This window comes from Symbiobacterium terraclitae, from assembly GCF_017874315.1.
In the GTDB taxonomy this organism is placed as follows: Bacteria; Bacillota; Sulfobacillia; order Symbiobacteriales; family Symbiobacteriaceae; genus Symbiobacterium; species Symbiobacterium terraclitae.
Genome location: NZ_JAGGLG010000001.1, coordinates 192,355 through 209,525 on the forward strand (window position 1 = coordinate 192,355; position 17,171 = coordinate 209,525).

A 17,171-nucleotide genomic window follows, 5' to 3' on the forward strand; every position below is an offset into this window, starting at 1 on the left:
ACGGGTTAGCGCAACGCGAGTGTACAAAAAGTTCCCCATGCGGCTTGTTTCCGATCCGGCGACCCCGTATCATGGAAATCGGCCCCAATCGGAGGGACAAAGGAGAGGATCTCATGGCTGTGCGGATCAACCCGTACCTCGTGCTCAATGGCAACGCTGAGGAGGCCATCAAGTTCTACGCGGAGGCGCTCGGCGGCACGATCCACGGCATCATCAAGTTCGGCGACAACCCCTTCCCCGGGATGCCCGAAGAGGTCAAGGACCGCGTGATGCACGCCCACCTCACGATCGGCGACTCGGCGCTGATGTTCTCCGACACCTATCCGGGCCAGGAGTACACGGTCGGCAACCAGGTCACCGTCACCCTCCAGGTGGACTCGGTTGCGGAGGCCGAGCGCCTCTACGCCGCCCTGGCCGAGGGCGCGCAGAAGATCGAGATGCCGCTCCAGAAGACGGACTGGAGCCCCGCCTACGCCTCGCTGACCGACAAGTTCGGCATCCCGTGGCAGCTCAACACCAACGCCGAGCACTAGGTGCAGGACATACCAGGCCCGCCGGACGCACCGGCGGGCCCTTTCGCACCCGTGCCGCCTCTGGCGACGGATGCCTCGGCGGGCGGCTGCGGATCGGGCTCCGCCACGGACGCCGGGTCCCCGGACACCACCCGGCTGCGGGCCCGGACAACCGAGGCGGGCAGAAAGGATCCCCGCAACATGAAAAAGGACCACCGAGATTCGGTGATCCGCAGTTCGCTTTCAATTCCCCTCGCCCCTACTTCCCCTCGGCCGGCTGCGGCTCGGGCGGGGTCGCCCGGCGCATGCGGAAGTTGAGCCGGTAGCCGTCCGTCAGCAGGTGGACCTTCAGCCCGCCGGGCCGGTCCTCCGTCGGGGCGGTCCGCTCCCACGGGTCGAGCACCGTCACGGTCGACTCGCCCAGCACCTTCGCTTCGCCGTCGGTCACCAGCAGCGCCGTGCCCGCGTCCAGGCCGGCGCCCAGCATGGCCGAGGCCTCCGGCGCCGACATCGCCCGCACCAGCCGGCTGAACCGCCAGGCGCCGCTGAAGCCGGCGTCGATCAGCAGGGCGGGCAGGATGCCCAGCCCCACGGTCACGCCCTCCTCCGCCGGGTGCGGGAAGAGCCGGCTGCCGAAGAGGGAAGCGGCGGCGTCCATCCCCACCAGCAGGCGGCCGCCCTGCACGTGTTCCCGCAGCGCGTTCGCCGCTGCCGTCGCATGGAGGACGTGCAGCCCCCGGGCCGGGCTGTCGCCGCAGAGCACAATCGCATCATACTCCCGGAGCCGCGCCACCCACGCCGGGTCTGCCGCCTTCTCGCGGGAGTCCAGGAGGAGCGGCTCCACCCGCTTCATGCCGAACCGCGTGAAGGGGCGTGCCGCAGCAGCCGCCTCCTCCTCGGGGTTCGCCGTCGCTGCGGCGGGCACGACGGCCACCCGGGCCGACCGGCCGCCGGCCATGTGCAGCGCGGCCACCACCGCCTCGTCGGGTACGGGGGTACCTCCCATCAGAATGACCGGACCCGCAGGGTACTCGGCCACGGCCACGTCGAGATCGCACTCGGGCCGCCCGTCGGGGCGCCCGTTCCTGCCTCGCTGGGCTGCCGTACGATGGCGGGCGAACCAACCGCGCAGGCCCCCCTGGGGTACGACGATCGACTTGAGTAGGCTGGAGGAGAGTTCCGACGTGATGGAACCCAGGCGTTCCAGGTTCACCGCGCGATCACCTCCTGTGGGTTGGCACTCCCTCTAACTCTATTGCGACCGGTGTCGCTGTTAGCCCTCAGATCCACTTGATCTCCGCCTCGTCCCCGTCGGCCACCGGCGTGACGAACTCGGCGTCTCGCCCGTTGAGCCGCATGATGAGCTGCCGCATGCCGGGCGGCGGGGTTGTGGCGACCCCGGCAGCCACCAACAGGCTCGCGAAGATCGGCGGCTCGTCGCTGGTGGTGACGGCGATGTGGTCGTCCGCCCGCAGCGGCTCGTCATGGCCGGCCACCTGCCCGTTCACGCGCACGGTCACGCCCTGGGCCGGCAGCCGGTGCTCCGCGCCGTTTACGCGCACCCGGACTGCGTGGCCGCCGGCGATGCGGGCCGCCAGCGCGCCGGCCGTGGGCGGTGGGCACGGCTCTACGGTCAGGGAGTCGCCCGGCGCCAGCGGCGACTCCAGGGCCGCGGGCGTCGCCGGCCGGCCGTTGTGCGATACCAGGTATCGCTGCCAGGTAACAGATTCGGGTTTGCCATTCAGTGTATACGAAATGACCTGTTGTGCCAACGCATCGCTGAATCCCAGGCAGGCCAGGGCGTCGGATACGGTGCGCAGCGGCCGCACGACCACGGCGTCGTTGTCCTGCAGTTCCCGCTCCGGGCCCGCCGGCTCGCCGTTCACCGTCACCAGCGGCGGCACGGTCACCGCGTCGCCGTTCAGGACCAGCTCGGTCTGCACGCACGCCTCGGGCGCCACGTCGGCGACCGTGGCGCGGCCGGGCTCGCCCGGGGTGCCGGGCTCGACCTCGATGCGGTCCTGGTGCTGGACCTGCGCCTCCAGCCCCGCGGCCTCGCCGTTGACCAGGATGCGCGCCGGCCGGCCGAAGGTCCCGGGCACGATGCGCAGCTCTCCGTTCACGGTGACCGTGAGCCCCTTGCCGATCGTGCCGTGCAGCTCCCGGATGGAGACGCCCGCCGCGAGCAGCGCGTCCGCCACGGTCAGGCGGTTGGGCCGGAAGAGCCGCACCCCGCGGCCGTTGACGTAGACGTAGGCAAACCCCAGCGTGGAGTGGTCCCGCGCTGCCACGGCGATGCCGATCGGGGTGATGCAGTCGGGGCCCTTCAGGATGTTCCTGGCCCCCTCCACCCCCGAGATGGCGTCCCGGCCCCGTACGGCCACGCGCTGGGCGGGCAGGCCGATCTCTGCCGCCAGGCACTCCGTGAGGCTGGGCGTCATGGATCCGCCGCCCACCAGCAGCACCGCCTGGGGCGGCTTGCCGCTGTTGAGGGCCAGGATGCGCCGGGCGATCTGGCCGGCCAGCCGCCGGACCGCCGGCTGCAGCGCCTGAACCATCGCCTCCCGGCTCTCCCGGTGCGTCTGGCCCAGGATGTCGGTGAACTCGACGGACTCGGCCGCGCTGATCTGCCGCTTCACGCGCTCCCCGACCTTGAAGTCCAGCAGGTAGGCCTCGGAAAGCGCCTCGGTGATCTCGTCGCCTGCGATGGGCACCATGTCGTAGGCCACGACGGCCCCCGCGGCCGTGAGGGCGATGTCCGACGTGCCGGCGCCGATGTCCACCAGCGCGAGGTTCAGGTGGCGCATGGACTGCGGCACGGCCACGGTGAGCGCGGCGATGGGTTCCAGCGTGAGGGCGATCATCTCGAGCCCGCACCGCTCCACCACCGCCACCAGCGAGTCAACCACGCCGCGGGGCAGGAACGTGGCGATCACGTCGACCTCGGCCACGGTGCCCCGCTGCCCCACCAAGTTGGCGAGCGGGAACCCGTCCAGCACGCACCGGGTGACCGAGTGGCCGACGTAGTGGTAGTCCTGAGGGCGCTCGCCTTCGCGCAGCACCTCACTCAGGGCGGTCTGTGCCGCCTGGACGGCTTCCAGTTCGAGGCTGAAGACCTCCTCGGCGGTCAGCTGCGTCAGGCCGGAGAGCTGGCGGACCGCCTCGCCGCGCACGGTGCGCAGCGCACGGCCGGCCGCCGCGACCGCCACGTCGCGCAGCGGCTCGCGCACGCGGCGCTCCAGCTTCCTCTTCACCTGGGAGACGACCTCGGCCACGGCCATGACGTCGTGAATCTGCCCGTCGAGCATCGAGCGCTCCGCGTGCTCCATGACCTCGGCCGCCAGGATCTTGAGCCCCTTGGGTCCGCTGGTGGTCACCAACCCGGCTACCTTGCGCGTACCGATATCGAGGGTGAGCAGAGCGCGTGACGACACCGCTCGGACCTCCTTTGTGGCAAGGTCTTACGCTGCACAACGCAAAACATGCCATTGATTCGACAAAGTATCGCTGCGCTCCTTCACCGCATCGGCACGCACGGACAGACGGCGACAATCCCCACCAGACCGCAGCAGCAGACATAATGCGCGTCCCGAAGTTGAATACTAGGTGCGTAAAACCGAGGGAGGTGGCGCACCGTGGCTCAGTTCACGCCCACCGATCGGGTTTACCGCATGAGCTCCTGGACCGCTTCAAGTGGGAGGTCGCCCGCCAGGCGGGCCTCGCCGATCAGATCGTGCAAAAGGGCTGGTCCGAGATGAGCTCACGCGCCTGTGGCCACATCGGAGGCCGGATCGGCGGTCGCATGGTCAAGGTGATGATCAGGTACGCCGAGCAGGCCCTGGCTGAAGGCTCCGCTGCCATCCGGTAGCGGGCCGCCTCACCAGGCGGGGGGCGCGCACCTCGCCGATCACATAATGAACAGGCCGGCGGGAAGCCGGCCTGTTCCGCGCTCACGCGCCGAGCGCCTGGTTGTAAGTCTGCAGCGCCTCCTCGGCCCGGCCGAGCCGTTCGAGGCACGCACCGATGGACCAGAGGTGCTGCCGGTTTTGCGGGTCGGTGGCCACGGCCAGGCGGTAGGCGTTCAGGGCCTGCTCGTAGCGGCCCAGCGCAAAGTAGCACGCCGCCTGGTTCGCGCGCGCGGCCGCATCGTCAGGCGCCCGCTGCAGCGCCTCGTCAAAGCAGGCCAGCGCCTCGCGGAACTTCCCCACCTTCATCAGCAGGAGACCCTTGTTGTTGAGCAGGGTGGGGTCGCCCGGCGCCTTCTGCAGCGCGGTGTCCAGGATGCTGGTCGCCTCCGCGATCATCCCGCCCTCCACCAGGGCGGCGGCCAGGTTCCCCAGGGTGAGCGGCGAGTCCGGCTCCAGGGCGCTGGCCTGCCGGTAGGACTCGATCGCCTCCCGGGTGCGGCCGGCCCGCATGAGCGTGTAGCCGACGTTGTTGAGCAGCGTCGGATCCGACGGCCGGAGCCGCACCGCATGCAGCAGGGCACGGAGCGCCTCGGCGGTCTCGCCCGTCTTCTGGAGCGCCAGGCCCAGGTTGGCCCAGACGGCGCCGTCGGTCCGCAGGAACCGGGCAGCCTTGCGGTAGGCCCGAGCCGCCTCCTCGTGCCGCCCGAGTTCGCTCAGGCAGAGGCCCCGCAGGTTCCAGAGCGCGCCGCTCTTCGGGCGCCCGGCCAGGGCGCCGTCGATGAACACCAGGGCCTCCTCCGTGCGCCCCTGCGACAGCAGGAGCCGGCCCCGGGCCACCCACAGGTCAGGCATGTCGGGACGGAGCCGCAGGCCGGCCTCCAGGTGGGCGTGGGCGGCGTCGGTCATCCCCGCCCGCGCCAGCGCCTCGGCGAGCCAGCGGCGCAGGACGGCGTTGGACCCATCGCGCCGCACCGCCGGCGCCAGGAGTTCCACAGCCTCCTCGGCGCTCGAAGCTGCCGCCGGCACCTGCACGAGCAGCACGCCGAGGCGTGCGCGCAGATCGAGCCGGTCGGGGTTCGCGGCGACGAGCTTCCGGCAGCGCGCGATGGCGGGGCCGACCCGGCCGGTCCACAGGGACAGCGCAACGAGTGCCCATCCCGCCGGTGGGCGCCCGTGCCAGGGGAGAGCCGCCAGGTCCGAGAGCAACCCGGTACCACGCACCCGTGCGGGGACTGGGGTAGCAGCTTCCGTCATAGCCGTTGCCTCCCGGTAATGAGACTGCTGCCCCCCATATTTGACCACGGACGGCCCCATTCCTGCCAGTGTTGGTAAAAATCGGTCGACAAGGATGTCGTTATCTGGCTGTAATTGTCGACAGCGCCACTCCCTTTGGCGGTTCGATTCGCTCCAGCGGGGCGACGCGGTAGCCCGCCGCGCGAGCCCTGTCGAGCAGCGGCGCCACGGCCGCGAGGCCCGCCGGCTCGTCCAGGGGCAGCATCAGCACCGCCCCGGAGTAGAGCGCCCGTCCAGCCAGCTCCGCCAGCCGCTGCGGCCGCGTATCGGGCTCCAGGAAGAGGGCGGCGTTGGACCAGAGGAGGACGCGCATCCCCTCCTCCTCCGCCAGGGCGACCAGCCTGCGGTCGAACCGGCCCAGGGGCGGCCGGAACAGCTCTGGCGCCGCGCCCGCGGCGTCGCGGATGGCCTGGCTGGCGCGCCTCAGCTCCTCCCTGGCGTCCGCGGGGCTCATCCGGCGCATGTCCACCTCCCGGTACCCGAGGCTGCCTATGGCGTGCCCCGCTGACCGGATGCGCCGGAGGTCGGCGGGACGGGCGAGCGCTTCCTCGCCGGTCACGAAGAAGGTGGCATGCACCTCGGCCTCCTCCAGGAGGACCAGCAGCGCGTCCAGCGCCTCAGGGGCGGGCAGGTGGTGGAACGTCAGGGCCACCTCGCCCGCCGGCGCGGCGGGAGCCACGCCGGACTGGTCCCCGCTCGCGGCCTGGTAGATGAGCAGTCCCGATTCGGCCCGTATCGGGCCGGGCCCTTCCGCGCCGTCCGCCGGGAGGACCGTGCCCGCGTTCGACCGGGCACCCTCCTGTGTGGTTCCGACGGCGGTGGTCGTGGGCCGGGAGTCGCCCGCATCGGCCCGGTCGATCGACACGCGAGGGGGCCGGCCGGCGGCAGCCTGCGCCCGTGAGACGCTCTCGCCGACCTGCGTAGAGCCGGCATCGAGGTCCTCACCCCAGGCGCCGGTCCCGTCCGAGTCAGCGCCAGCGCGAGCCCCTGTCGGAACCTGCGCGCGAAGCGCCCCGATGGTCAGGCGGCCGGCCAGCCCGTCCACCTCGAGCCCGAAGTGGCGCTGGGCGGCCTTCACCGCGGCCTCGGTCAGCGGTCCGAAGATCCCGTCCACGGGCCCGGGGTCGAACCCGCGCGCGTGCAGCAGTTCCTGCAGCGCTGCGACCGCCTCGCCGGTGTCGCCGTAGCGCAGGGCGCGCACCTGCACGACCTCGGCGAGCCGCTCCTCAGGCAGGAGCCGGTAGGCGATGGCGGATGCGGGCAAGGCGGCGAGCAGCGCCAGCGCGACCAGTACGGAGGGATACTTCATGGGGCGATCCTCCTTCCGGGGGTATCTCACCCATCAGTCTCCCCCGCACGCACCTTCTGTAAACCGCCCGTCAGCTCCGGCGCAGGTTCACGGCGGCGACTCCCGCCAGCGCGCCGGCGCCCGCGCCCAGGAGGAGGCCCCGCACCGCACCCGCGATGCCGGGCAGGTCGCGGAAGATGCCGACGAGCACGATGGCCGCGGCGATCAGGGCGATGCCGGCCAGCAGACCGTGGAGGAAGCCCCCCCTCCCGGCCACCCACGCCGCCCGCAGTCCCGCCAGCCCGGCGGCCACGCCCTGCACCACCAGCGTCCGCCCCGCCTCGGCCTGGGGCGCAGGCGGGAAGCGGAAGTCGAGAACGCCCAGCACCAGCGCGCTCACCACGAGCAGCAGCAGGCCCCACAGCACCCCGGCGGCCAGTGCCGTCACGTCCACGGCCGGCCCGGTCCCGTCTGCCCCTCGCATAGCATCATCTCCCTCGCATGGCTTGACCCATCTATATGGGTGCAGATTGCGGGGTATGCACAGGGGCTGCCTCCTGCGCCGTGGGCCCTGCCGGTCCACGGTGTGCCTGTGACGACGGGGCGGGTGGGTGCAGCTCAGCGGCGGTTCGCCCCGGCCAGCCAGGGCTGCACCTTCTCGTCCCACTTCTTCACCACCACGAGCCAGGGGCCGAGCACCACGTAGGCGGTGAGCGGCATCAGGATCACCGCCCAGGGGTTCCAGCCGGCCGCCCAGAGGAGCGCGCCCAGCGCCACCACCGGGCCCACCACGGGCCAGAACTGGAGCCCGGCGCCCTTGCTGCGCTTCTTGAAGTCGGGGTACGGGATCGACGAGATCATCAGGTACGAGAGCAGGAGCATCGCCGAGGGGATGACGTGCGGGGCGGGCGCCGCCGTCGTCTCCTGCAGGAAGTAGAAGGCCATCGTCGAGAGCAGCGTCCCCGCGGCCGTGATGGGCACGCCGACGAAGTAGCCGCTGGTGGCGATCACGTTGAACCGGGCCAGCCGGAGCGCGCCGCAGAGCGGGAACACGATGGTGACCGCGAGGCCGAAGTAGCCGAGCTGGTAGAGCGCCATCTGGTGCAGGAGCACCGCGGGGGCCACGCCGAAGGCGACCACGTCGGCCAGGGAGTCCAGCTCCCGGCCGAACTCGCCGTCGGCCTTCAGCCAGCGGGCCAGGCGGCCGTCCAGGCCGTCCGCCACCAGCGAGCCCACGACCATCAGCGAGGCGAGGCGCCACTCGCCCTGCATGGTGAGAATCAGGCTGCCGACGCCGAAGGCGAGGTTGGCCAGCGTGAACAGGTGCGGAAGGCTGGAGAGACCCTTGCGGCTCCGCTCCCTGACCCACCGGCCCCCGCGTACCGCCCGGATCCGCCACCGGTGCCGGTCTCGCTGGTCACCTATGCCGAAGTTCACTGCGGTAGCCTCCCTATCACCGTCTTGCCGCCCGCCACCCGGTCGCCGGGACCGACCAGCACCTCGCTGCCGGGCGGGAGCCAGAGCTGCGTGCAGGAACCGAACCGGATCAGGCCGAAGCGCTCCCCCCGCTGGAGGCGGTCGCCCACCTGCGGCCAGGTGATGATGCGCCGGGCCAGGAGCCCCGCCACCTGGCTGACCAGCACCCTGTGCGGCCCGGAGACCAGCCCGAGGTAGGCTCTCTCGTTCACCTCGCCCACGGTCTCATCCCACGCGGCCAGGAACTGCCCCGGCACGTACTCCCGATAGCGCACCTCGCCGGCCACCGGCGCCCGGTTGATGTGCACGTCAAACACGGAAAGGAAGATCGAGACGAGGATGGCCCGGCCACCCATGAACCGCGGCTCCTCCACCTCCCGCACGAACATGACCCGGCCGTCGGCGGGGGAGACCACCAGCCGCTCCCCCTCGGGGATGGGCCGCTCGGGGTCGCGGAAGAACCAGAGGACGAAAAGTGTGAGCAGGGCCGGCAGCAGGGCCAGGGCCCAGTGGACCAGCAGTGCAAGCAGCGCCAGGATCAGCAGGGCGGCGGCGAACGGCCACCCCTCGCGGGCGATGATCGGTCGTCTCATGCGGGTACTACTCTCCTAAGAATACATCAATACGGCCCCGGAAGGCAGAATGGTCAGAAGGAGATTTCCCAGCTGCGGATGCGCTCAATCTGGTCGTACCGGGTGAGGTCGAGCTGGATCGGCGTCACGGAGATATAGCCGTCCTCCACCGCCGCCACGTCGGACTCGCGCCCGTTGCTCACCTCGGCGAGTTCCCCGGCCAGCCAGTAGTACTCCTGGCCCCGCGGATGCACCCGGCGCACCCACTGGTCGCGGTAGAGCCGGCGGCCCACCCGCGTCACCCGCACGCCCTTGATCTCCGACCGCGGCCGCGCCGGGACGTTGACGTTGAGCAGCGTCCCCTCGGGCAGACCCTCCGCCAGCACCCGCCTGGCGAGCCCGGCGGTGAAGTCGGCGGCCACCGAGTAGTCCTCAGCCGTGTGCGAGTCCAGCGAGACGGCGATGGCGGGAACCCCCAGGATCGGCCCCTCCAGCGCGGCGGCCACCGTGCCCGAGTAGAAGATGTCGGTGCCGAGGTTGGCGCCCCGGTTGATGCCGGAGATCACCAGGTCGGGCCTGCGGGGCAGCAGGGCCTCGATGGCCAGCTTGGCGGCGTCGGCGGGCGTACCGGTGACGGAGATGCACGGCGCTGTGGCGCCGGGGATGTTCACCCGCACCGGGAAGAGCGGCCGGTACATCGTGATCGCGTGGCCGCTGGCGGAGCGCTCCCGGTCGGGGGCGACCGCCCAGACCTCCAGCCCCTCCTCCCGCTCCATGCGCGCCCTGAGGGCGTTGATGCCCGGCGCGAAGATCCCGTCGTCGTTGGTGAGCAGCACCAGCGCCATCCACCGTTTCCCTCCGAGCAGAATGCTGTGTTCCGTTAGTCTCCCCTGCGCCCGTCAGCCGTCGACAGCCATATTGAGCCAGGCCAGCGCCCGGTCCAGTACCCGCTCGGTGGGACCCATGTAGAGCGACGGGCCGGGCAGCGAGCGCAGGAACTGCGTGCCGTAGCGGGTCACCCGCGGCGAGAGCCGCGTGTCCAGCACAATGACCACCCCGCGGTCGTACCGGGTTCGGATCAGCCGGCCGAAGCCCTGCTTGAACCGGATGACCGCCTGGGGCAGGCTGAGGTGGGCGAAGCTGGAGAGCCCTCTCGCCTCCAGGTCCTCCATGCGGGCCTCCATGACGGGGTCGCCGGGCGGGTTGAAGGGCAGCCGCACCATGATCACCGTCGTCAGGCCGTCGCCGGGGATGTCCACGCCCTCCCAGAAGGAGGCCGAGCCGAAGAGCACGGTGTTCTGGGCCGACCGGAACTCGGCGACCAGCCGGCCGCGGGAGCCGTCGAGCCCCTGGCCGAGGAGGAGCAGCCCCTCCCCCTCCAGCTCCTCCTTCAGCTCGGCGTAGACCTGCCGCAGCTGGCGGTGGCTGGTGAAGAGGACCAGGGTCCGCCCGCCCGCCCGGGGCAGGAACCTGCGGAGGAAGTCCGCCGTCGCCCGGGTGAACTCGCCGCCCTCCTTGGGGTTCGGCAGGTCCTCGGGCACCAGCAGCAGCGCCTGCTGCCGGTAGGTGAAGGGCGACGAGAGCACCCCTTCCCGCAGCCTGTCCGAGGGAAGCCCGGCCAGGCCCAGGCGGTGCTTCAGGTGATCGAAGGAGCCGCCCACCGAGAGCGTGGCCGAGGTCATGATCACCGAGCGCAGCCGCCCGAAGAGCTCCGCCCGCAGCAGGTCGCCCACATTGATGGGCGCCGAGCGGAGCGCCACCCGGAGCCGGTCGCCCCGCTGGGCCGACTCGATCCAGGCGACCTCGCCCTCCCCGGGGCGGAGCAGGACCTCCTCGATGGCTTGGGCACTTTGCATTAGAATACCATTCTGCTTCTGAATGTCAACGAGTATCGAATCTGCGTCCCGAAGGGGCGGCTCCAGGGTCTCGAGGGACTCCAGCAGCGCCGTCAGCCCGCCGGCCAGCGTGCGCAGCCGGTGGACGGCGTTCGCGCGCGCCTGCTCGAGGGCCTCCCAGAGCGGACCTGTGCGCACTGCGTCGGTGAGGCGAAGGGAGCGGGCGTTCCCCTCCTCGTCGCTGCCGCCCCTGGCCTCCACCAGCTGGGCGCAGAGGCGGAAGAGCTCCTCGGCGGCCGTACGGCAGCTCAGGGTCAGCTCCACCAGCTTGTCCATCATGTCCTCGTGGGGGAGGCCCACGGGCGGCCTGGCCGGGATGGACCGGCCCCGCGGCAGCCTGCGCCGGAGCTGCGGCAGCAGCCCCTGCCCCGCGGCGCGGAACAGGTAGAGCAGCGCCCCGAGGATGTCCCAGTTTTCCAGGTTCACCCCGAGGTTCTGCGTGGCCACGGCCTCCAGGTGGTGGGCCTCGTCGATGATCAGCTGGCGGAACGGCGGGAGGATCTGGTTCCCCGTGGCGATGTCGGCAAACAGCAGGGCGTGGTTGAGCACCAGAACCTGCGCGTCCTTCGCCCGGCGCCGGGCGCGGAAGGCGAAGCAGTGGCTGCGGAACCACCTGCATCCCGGGCCCAGGCAGGTCTCGGTCTCGGACTGCACCTCCCGCCAGAACCGCTCCTCGTCGCCGAGGAGGTTCAGCTCCGACCGGTCGCCGGTCTCCGTCTCGGCCAGCCAGCCGGCCAGCCGGATGTGGAAGCGCCGCTCCTCCGGGGAGGTCAGGAAGTCCGCCCCGGTGGCGGCGTCCTCCCACTTCCGCAGGCAGATGTAGTTGCTGCGGCCCTTGACCAGGGCGGCCTGGACGCCGTCCAGCGGAGTGCCGGCCAGGGCCGCCTGGAGGAACGGGATGTCCTTCTCCCACAGCTGTTCCTGCAGGGTGATGGTGTGGGTGGAGATGGCCACCTTCTCGCCGTTGGTGCGTGCCCAGGCGAACGCCGGGACCAGGTAGGCCAGGGACTTTCCCGTGCCGGTGCCGGCCTCCAGCAGGAGGTGAGCGCCCTCGTTGAACGCGCGGGTGACGGCCTCGGCCATCTCCTGCTGCTGCGGGCGATGCTCGTACGCCGGAAAGGCATCGCTGATGACCCCGCCGGCGCCCAGCACGCGCCGGACCTCCGCCGCGTCGATGGGGACCGGCTCGTCGAGGGCGGGCTCCTCGTCGGGACGGTGCAGCTGCCCCGGGAAGGGCCGGATCCACTCCATGATGGGCTTGGGCTGCTCGCCTCTGGCCTCGCGGGCCTCCAGCTCCGCCCGGAAGAGCGGGGCCAGGGACCAGCCCGCCGGCTCCCCGAGGGCGAGCACCAGGCGCAGCAGCCCCACGTCCATGCGGCTGATACGCTCCAGCAGGGCCAGGAAGAGCTGGCCGCAAGCGCGGGCGTCGTCCTCCGCCCGGTGGTGGTGTGTGAGCGGCAGTTCCAGGAGGTCAGCCAGCGTGGCCAGGCGGTGGTTCTTGGCGCGCGGCAGGGCGACACGGGCCAGTTCGGCCGTGTCGTAGCTCCAGTTGGGCAGGCTGCGGCCGGCCCGGGCGAACGCGGCCTGCAGGAAGGCGACGTCGAAGGGGGCGTTGTGCGCCACCAGCGGCAGGTCGCCCACCAGCTCGGCGAACTCCGGGAGCACTTCCTCGAAGCGCGGCTTGCCCTGCAGCATCCCCGGATGGATGCCGGTCAGGTTCTGGATGCGCTGCGGCAGCGGGCACCCGGGGTCGATCAGGCGGGAGAACGAGGCCGTCTCGACGCCGTCGTCAAAGCGGACGGCGGCCACCTCGATCAGGCGGTCCCGCTCGGGCGATGTACCGGTGGTCTCCACATCTATCGCGACGAAGGAGCGCAGCCCCATGCGGGCTGTCCCCCTTTCTGTGTGCATACCCATCCATTTTCACTTCGAGTCCGCCGCCCGCATCTCCTCCGCCGCACACCCACGACTAGTCCAGCCGCTCCCAGAGCCAGTTCGCCAGGGAACCGGCCCCGGCGAAGGGCAGGGCGAACCAGGCGGCGGCCGGCCAGAGGCGCGTCCACGCGCCGGCCCAGCCGCCCCACCAGGTCAGGTTGGCCCCCGTCAGTGCGGCCACGTAGCAAAGCGCCAGCAGGGTCCCGGCTGCGAGGCCGGCCGCCGGCGCCGGCAGCCCGTACAGGTTCACCAGCGCCCGGGCCGCCAGGACTGACGCCGCAGCGACGGCCCCGTACACCGTGAAGAGGGACCAGAAGGCCGGCGTGCCGGCGAAGGATTGCAGCGCAGTCCAGAAACGGGGCGCCTGCTCGACGGCCCCCGCCGCCAGCAGCACACCCGCGAAGGAGAGCAGCTGTCCGGTGACCGTACAGCACAGGAACCGAGCCCAGCGCGGCATAGGCAGACCCCTCCCTAGCACTTACTGCCCGGATGGCCCCTGCGGTACCCAGGGGGTATAATGAGGTGACCGATCACACTCTCCGGGGGGTTTGAACCCATGCGTGTGGACGTCTATCCGACCGTGCTCAACATCCCGCCCGCCGAGGACCTGGCCGGCCGGGTGGCCGTGGTGATCGACGTGCTGCGGGCGACCACGACCATCTGCACGGCGCTGGCCAACGGTGCAGACACCGTCGTGCCCATCCTCACCCCGGAGGAGGCCTTCCAGGTGGCCGCGGACAACCCGGACCGGATGTTCCTGCTGGGCGGCGAGCGCAAGGCGGTGCTGATCCCCGGCTTCAACTACGGCAACTCGCCCCTGGAGTACACAGAGGCGCGCGTGAAGGGCAGGCCCATCCTCTTCACCACCACCAACGGCACGCGGGCGATCCGGCGGGCGGCGGGGGCCGACCGGGTCTACATCGCCTGCCTGCTCAACGCGCCGGCCGTGGCCAGGGAGCTGGCCCGGCTGGAGCAGGACGTGGCCATCTGCTGCGCCGGCACCCACGACCAGTTCTCGCTGGAGGACACCGCCTGCGCCGGCGCCATCCTCCACTTCCTGGCCGCGGCGGGGGCGCCCGTGGAGACCAACGACATGGGCGTGGTGGCCCGCGACCTGTTCCGCGAGTACGACGGCAGGCTGGGGGACCTGGTCCACCTCTCCGAGCACGGGCAGCGGCTCGCCAAGCTGGGCCTGCAGGAGGACCTGCTCTTCTGCGCCCAGCTGGGCAGGCTCACCATCCTGCCCGTCTTCACCGAGGGCCAGGTGGTGCTGCCGGATTGATCCGGCACCGGCATGCCGGCGTCATTTCGCCCTCGGCAGCTCCACGTCCACGGCGTCGCTGATGATCTTGTACACGTCGTTCAGCAGCGTGCCGAGCCGCTGCTCCGCCATCAGGTAGTCGCGGATGTCCACGTCCTGTGACAGCACGCTGTAGAGCCGTTCCAGCCCCTCCTTCTGCTCCTGGGTGAGCTCCTTGCCCTGGAGCACCTGGGCCTGCAGCTCCAGCTGCCGCTTGTGGAAGTCCTCGATCATCTTCTCGGCCGATGCCTTGCCCTTGATCTTCTCCCGAGCGGCGACGAAGCTGCGGTACTCGTGGCTCTCCTTCAGCGCCCGGGCCAGGCTGTGGGCGTGATCGTACACGTTGACCATTGTCGCGACACCTCCAGAAAGCTAGTGTTCGCCCAGGGCAGGGGTTTCCCTTCAGGGCGGGCCCTCAGGCGCCGGCCACCCGGAGCAGACTGATCTCGGGCGGGCAGAGGAAGCGGACGGGCGGGCCCGACACGCCGATGCCCCTGCTGGTGTAGACCTGCAGCGCCATCCCTTCCACCTGCTGCAGCCCCTCGGGGTAGATCCGCCCCAGGGGCGGGTAGTGCAGCGCCCCCACGCCCGGCAGGCGAACCTGTCCGGCGTGGCTGTGCCCGCTCAACTGCAGGGCGAAGCGGCTGAGCAGCGGTCGGGCCGACCCTCCCAGCAGTCGTCCAGCCCAGCCAGCCAGAGGTTCCCGGGGCCGAGGGGGAGCCTGCGTCCCTCGTTCACCAGCCCGAAGACTCCCGCGTCCTCCAGTGCCGCCTGCACGCGGGCGGGACCGGCGCCGTAGTCGTGGTTGCCCAGCACCGCGTATACGCCGAGGGGTGCACGCAGTCCGGCCAGGGTGCGCGCGGTCGCCCGCAGCTCACCATCCGAGATGTCGTCGTGCATCAGGTCGCCGCCCAGCAGCACCAGGTCCGGCGCCAGACGGTTCGTCCTGGCCACGCCCCGCTCCGCCAGCCGGTGGGTTGCCCAGTGGCCGACGTGCAGATCGGTCAGCAGGGCGACCTGCAGCGGGGGGAACGGGCCGGTCGGTGCAGCCACCCGAACCGCCACCCGTTCCACCCAGAGCATCGTCCGCTCGACACCCGCCCAGCCCAGCAGTCCGAGGGCTCCCACCAGCCCGGCCTGGAGCAGCTGCCTGCGGGTGATGCGCCCGGCCAGCGGACGCGGGTCCGTTTCGCCCATTGCGCCATCTCCTGCCTTCAGTCCAGGTCGTACACGTATATGTTTGACGTAAAGCCCCCCTGCCCCCGCTCCTTCCGGGGCGCCAGGAGCAGGCGGGAGACCAGCAGCCGCCGCCCGTCGGGCGAAAACTGCGGGTGGAAGTACATCGCCCTGGGGTCGTCTGCCAGCAGCCGCTCCGCGGTGCCTGTGGCCAGGTTAAGCAGGTAGATCCCCGTTGCCGTGCGCGGGTTGCGGTAGGCGACCAGCTGCCCGCCCGGGTGCAGACCGGGCATGATGCCGCCCTCGGTGGTCAGCCGCTCGGGCTCCCCTCCGCCTGCGGGGACCCGGTACAGGTCGTACTCCACCCCGCTGGCACGACGCGGCCCACCGCCGAAGATCAGCCAGCGGCCGTCACGGCTGACCGCCAGCCCGCCGGAGATCAGCTCCCAGCCCTCCGGCGCCCGAAACACCACCTCCCGCTTCCCCGGACCCGTCACCCGGACGATGCGGTCAGAGGTGGTGTAGTACAGTGCGCTGCCGGTCGGGTCCCAGGCCAGGTAGCCGATGGCGCCCGGCTCCCGGGCCAGCACGCGCGGCGGCCCCGCCGGCCGGCCGCCCTCATCCAGGGTGAGTTCCATCACCTGTGAGAGGCTGTCACGGGTGGATAGCCGGACGAACGCCAGGCTCCGCCCGTCCGGCCGCCAGGCGGGTCCCGCGTCCCAGGACGACGGCTGGCTGGTCAGCACCCGAACGGGTCTGCCCGAACCCGGTGCCAGCAGGATCTGCCCGTCGCGCATAAAGGCGATCGCCTTGCCGTCCGGCGACCAGGCGGCGAACCCGTCCATCGCCGCGCCCTGGGTCACCGGGGTGAGGTGCGCGGCGAGCTCGCCCCCGGGTCCCTCGGACGCAGCACCCTCCTGCGCCTCCCCCGCCGCCGGGACGCTGCCGCCCGCAAGGCGCGCCAGGTCGCCGGCCAGCAGCAGCCGGAACAGGAGCACCATGCCGAGGAGCAGGAGCAGTCCGTGCAGGTGTGGACCGCCAGCAATCACCGGATAGATGGACTGCGGGCGTGCGCTGCCCGCCACCGCGCGCCGGATGCGCTGCATGCTTGTCGCCCCCCCGTCCTCACTGGATTATTCCGGAGGCGGGGGGGCTAGTACACCAAGCATGAAACGGGGGCTTCCCGGCGTATGGAACAGGTGGGACAGCCTGACCCGTCGGGGGATCGGAGGATGGGCGATGCGTCACCTGCTCTTGGTGGCCGGCGCGGGCGGCCTGATCGCCGCGGCGCTCTGGCTGGGGGCGGACCGGGGGGACCGGTTGAGCCACACCCTGGTGCGGCCGGCCGTGATGGCCCTGCTGGGCCTCCTGCTCCTGGTTCTGCTGGGCGACGAGCCCCGCTGGTCGTCGGCCCTGGCCGCCGCGGCCGCAGCAGTCGGGCTGTGGGAGAGCTACAGCGGCGTCTACCAGCTGCTCTACCGCCCCGTTGCCCGCACGGGTCCGGTGGCCCAGGTGCGCACAACGGGGCGGTGGCTCTTCAACACCCTGGGCAACTTGGTGCTCCTCAACCTCTCGGCCCAGCTGGTCTTTCCCCGCACGTTCGAGTGGCGCGGCCTGCCCGCCACCGCCCTGGACGTGGCCTACTTCACCCTGCTCACCTTCGCCTCGGGCGGGTACGGCGACGTGATCCCGGGCACCCCGCTGGGCAAGGTGCTCGCCATGGTCACCAGCCTCAGCGGGCTGCTCTTCGCCACGATCCTCTTCGCGGCCCTTTTCCACCGGCTGCGGGCAGAATGAAGCGCACCGGCCGGGCAGG

The 17,171-nt window shown here is 71.4% G+C and carries 18 protein-coding genes; 4 read left to right on the plus strand and 14 right to left on the minus strand.

Annotated elements, in window-relative coordinates:
• Positions 1 to 113: 113 nt before the first annotated feature.
• Positions 114 to 533, plus strand: coding sequence for a VOC family protein (locus tag J2Z79_RS00970; RefSeq protein ID WP_245301798.1), 420 nt, complete (start codon positions 114 to 116; stop codon positions 531 to 533).
• A 238-nt stretch (positions 534 to 771) separates the two neighbouring features.
• On the opposite strand, the gene J2Z79_RS00975 is transcribed toward J2Z79_RS00970, so the two are convergent.
• Positions 772 to 1,725 carry a cyanophycinase gene (locus tag J2Z79_RS00975; protein ID WP_209464966.1) on the minus strand — a complete coding sequence of 318 codons (954 nt, stop codon included), beginning with the start codon at positions 1,723 to 1,725 and terminating at the stop codon, positions 772 to 774.
• Between the two features lie 67 nt (positions 1,726 to 1,792).
• A complete protein-coding gene (locus J2Z79_RS00980) occupies positions 1,793 to 3,946 on the minus strand; it encodes a cell division FtsA domain-containing protein (protein WP_209464967.1) in 2,154 nt (717 codons plus the stop codon).
• A gap of 146 nt (positions 3,947 to 4,092) precedes the next feature.
• On the opposite strand from J2Z79_RS00980, the gene J2Z79_RS00985 reads away from it, so the two are divergent.
• Entirely contained in the window at positions 4,093 to 4,380 is a 288-nt protein-coding gene (locus tag J2Z79_RS00985; protein ID WP_209465056.1) for an alpha/beta-type small acid-soluble spore protein, read from the plus strand.
• Between the two features lie 82 nt (positions 4,381 to 4,462).
• Here the strand turns inward: J2Z79_RS00985 and J2Z79_RS00990 are convergent, their stop codons facing one another.
• The 8 genes from J2Z79_RS00990 to J2Z79_RS01025 all read right to left on the minus strand — a co-directional run bounded on the left by J2Z79_RS00990 (position 4,463) and on the right by J2Z79_RS01025 (position 13,336).
• Entirely contained in the window at positions 4,463 to 5,674 is a 1,212-nt protein-coding gene (locus tag J2Z79_RS00990; RefSeq protein WP_209464968.1) for a tetratricopeptide repeat protein, read from the minus strand.
• Between the two features lie 100 nt (positions 5,675 to 5,774).
• Positions 5,775 to 7,022: a polysaccharide deacetylase family protein gene (locus J2Z79_RS00995; protein ID WP_209464969.1), complete on the minus strand. Its 1,248-nt coding sequence runs from the start codon at positions 7,020 to 7,022 to the stop codon at positions 5,775 to 5,777.
• Positions 7,023 to 7,092: 70 nt separating this feature from the next.
• Positions 7,093 to 7,485, minus strand: a complete 393-nt coding sequence (locus tag J2Z79_RS01000; protein ID WP_209464970.1) for a TIGR04086 family membrane protein — start codon at positions 7,483 to 7,485, stop codon at positions 7,093 to 7,095.
• Between the two features lie 134 nt (positions 7,486 to 7,619).
• On the minus strand, positions 7,620 to 8,438 hold the full coding sequence (gene pssA, locus J2Z79_RS01005) for a CDP-diacylglycerol--serine O-phosphatidyltransferase (protein ID WP_342589388.1): 819 nt from the start codon (positions 8,436 to 8,438) through the stop codon (positions 7,620 to 7,622).
• On the minus strand, positions 8,435 to 9,070 hold the full coding sequence (locus J2Z79_RS01010; protein ID WP_209464971.1) for a phosphatidylserine decarboxylase family protein: 636 nt from the start codon (positions 9,068 to 9,070) through the stop codon (positions 8,435 to 8,437). The genes pssA and J2Z79_RS01010 overlap by 4 nt, the downstream gene beginning before the upstream one ends.
• A 53-nt stretch (positions 9,071 to 9,123) precedes the next feature.
• Entirely contained in the window at positions 9,124 to 9,894 is a 771-nt protein-coding gene (surE, locus tag J2Z79_RS01015; RefSeq protein WP_209464972.1) for a 5'/3'-nucleotidase SurE, read from the minus strand.
• 54 nt (positions 9,895 to 9,948) lie between these two features.
• Positions 9,949 to 12,828, minus strand: coding sequence for a helicase C-terminal domain-containing protein (locus J2Z79_RS01020; RefSeq protein ID WP_209464973.1), 2,880 nt, complete (start codon positions 12,826 to 12,828; stop codon positions 9,949 to 9,951).
• 85 nt (positions 12,829 to 12,913) lie between these two features.
• Positions 12,914 to 13,336, minus strand: a complete 423-nt coding sequence (locus J2Z79_RS01025; RefSeq protein ID WP_209464974.1) for a hypothetical protein — start codon at positions 13,334 to 13,336, stop codon at positions 12,914 to 12,916.
• A gap of 99 nt (positions 13,337 to 13,435) precedes the next feature.
• Between J2Z79_RS01025 and J2Z79_RS01030 the strand changes: the two genes are divergently transcribed.
• The gene (locus J2Z79_RS01030) at positions 13,436 to 14,161 is read left to right on the plus strand and encodes a 2-phosphosulfolactate phosphatase (protein WP_209464975.1); all 726 of its coding nucleotides are present in this window, start codon (positions 13,436 to 13,438) and stop codon (positions 14,159 to 14,161) included.
• A gap of 21 nt (positions 14,162 to 14,182) precedes the next feature.
• On the opposite strand, the gene J2Z79_RS01035 is transcribed toward J2Z79_RS01030, so the two are convergent.
• The 4 genes from J2Z79_RS01035 to J2Z79_RS01050 all read right to left on the minus strand — a co-directional run bounded on the left by J2Z79_RS01035 (position 14,183) and on the right by J2Z79_RS01050 (position 16,461).
• Complete coding sequence (locus tag J2Z79_RS01035) at positions 14,183 to 14,530, minus strand: YlbF/YmcA family competence regulator (protein ID WP_209464976.1); 348 nt, start codon at positions 14,528 to 14,530, stop codon at positions 14,183 to 14,185.
• A gap of 64 nt (positions 14,531 to 14,594) precedes the next feature.
• Complete coding sequence (locus J2Z79_RS01040) at positions 14,595 to 14,807, minus strand: metallophosphoesterase family protein (protein ID WP_209464977.1); 213 nt, start codon at positions 14,805 to 14,807, stop codon at positions 14,595 to 14,597.
• Positions 14,804 to 15,376, minus strand: coding sequence for a metallophosphoesterase (locus J2Z79_RS01045; RefSeq protein WP_209464978.1), 573 nt, complete (start codon positions 15,374 to 15,376; stop codon positions 14,804 to 14,806). The genes J2Z79_RS01040 and J2Z79_RS01045 overlap by 4 nt, the downstream gene beginning before the upstream one ends.
• 17 nt (positions 15,377 to 15,393) lie before the next feature.
• Positions 15,394 to 16,461, minus strand: a complete 1,068-nt coding sequence (locus tag J2Z79_RS01050; RefSeq protein WP_209464979.1) for a TolB family protein — start codon at positions 16,459 to 16,461, stop codon at positions 15,394 to 15,396.
• 133 nt (positions 16,462 to 16,594) lie between these two features.
• Between J2Z79_RS01050 and J2Z79_RS01055 the strand changes: the two genes are divergently transcribed.
• Positions 16,595 to 17,152 (plus strand): potassium channel family protein, encoded by a 558-nt coding sequence (locus J2Z79_RS01055; protein ID WP_209464980.1) that lies wholly within the window; start codon positions 16,595 to 16,597, stop codon positions 17,150 to 17,152.
• Positions 17,153 to 17,171: the final 19 nt, after the last annotated feature.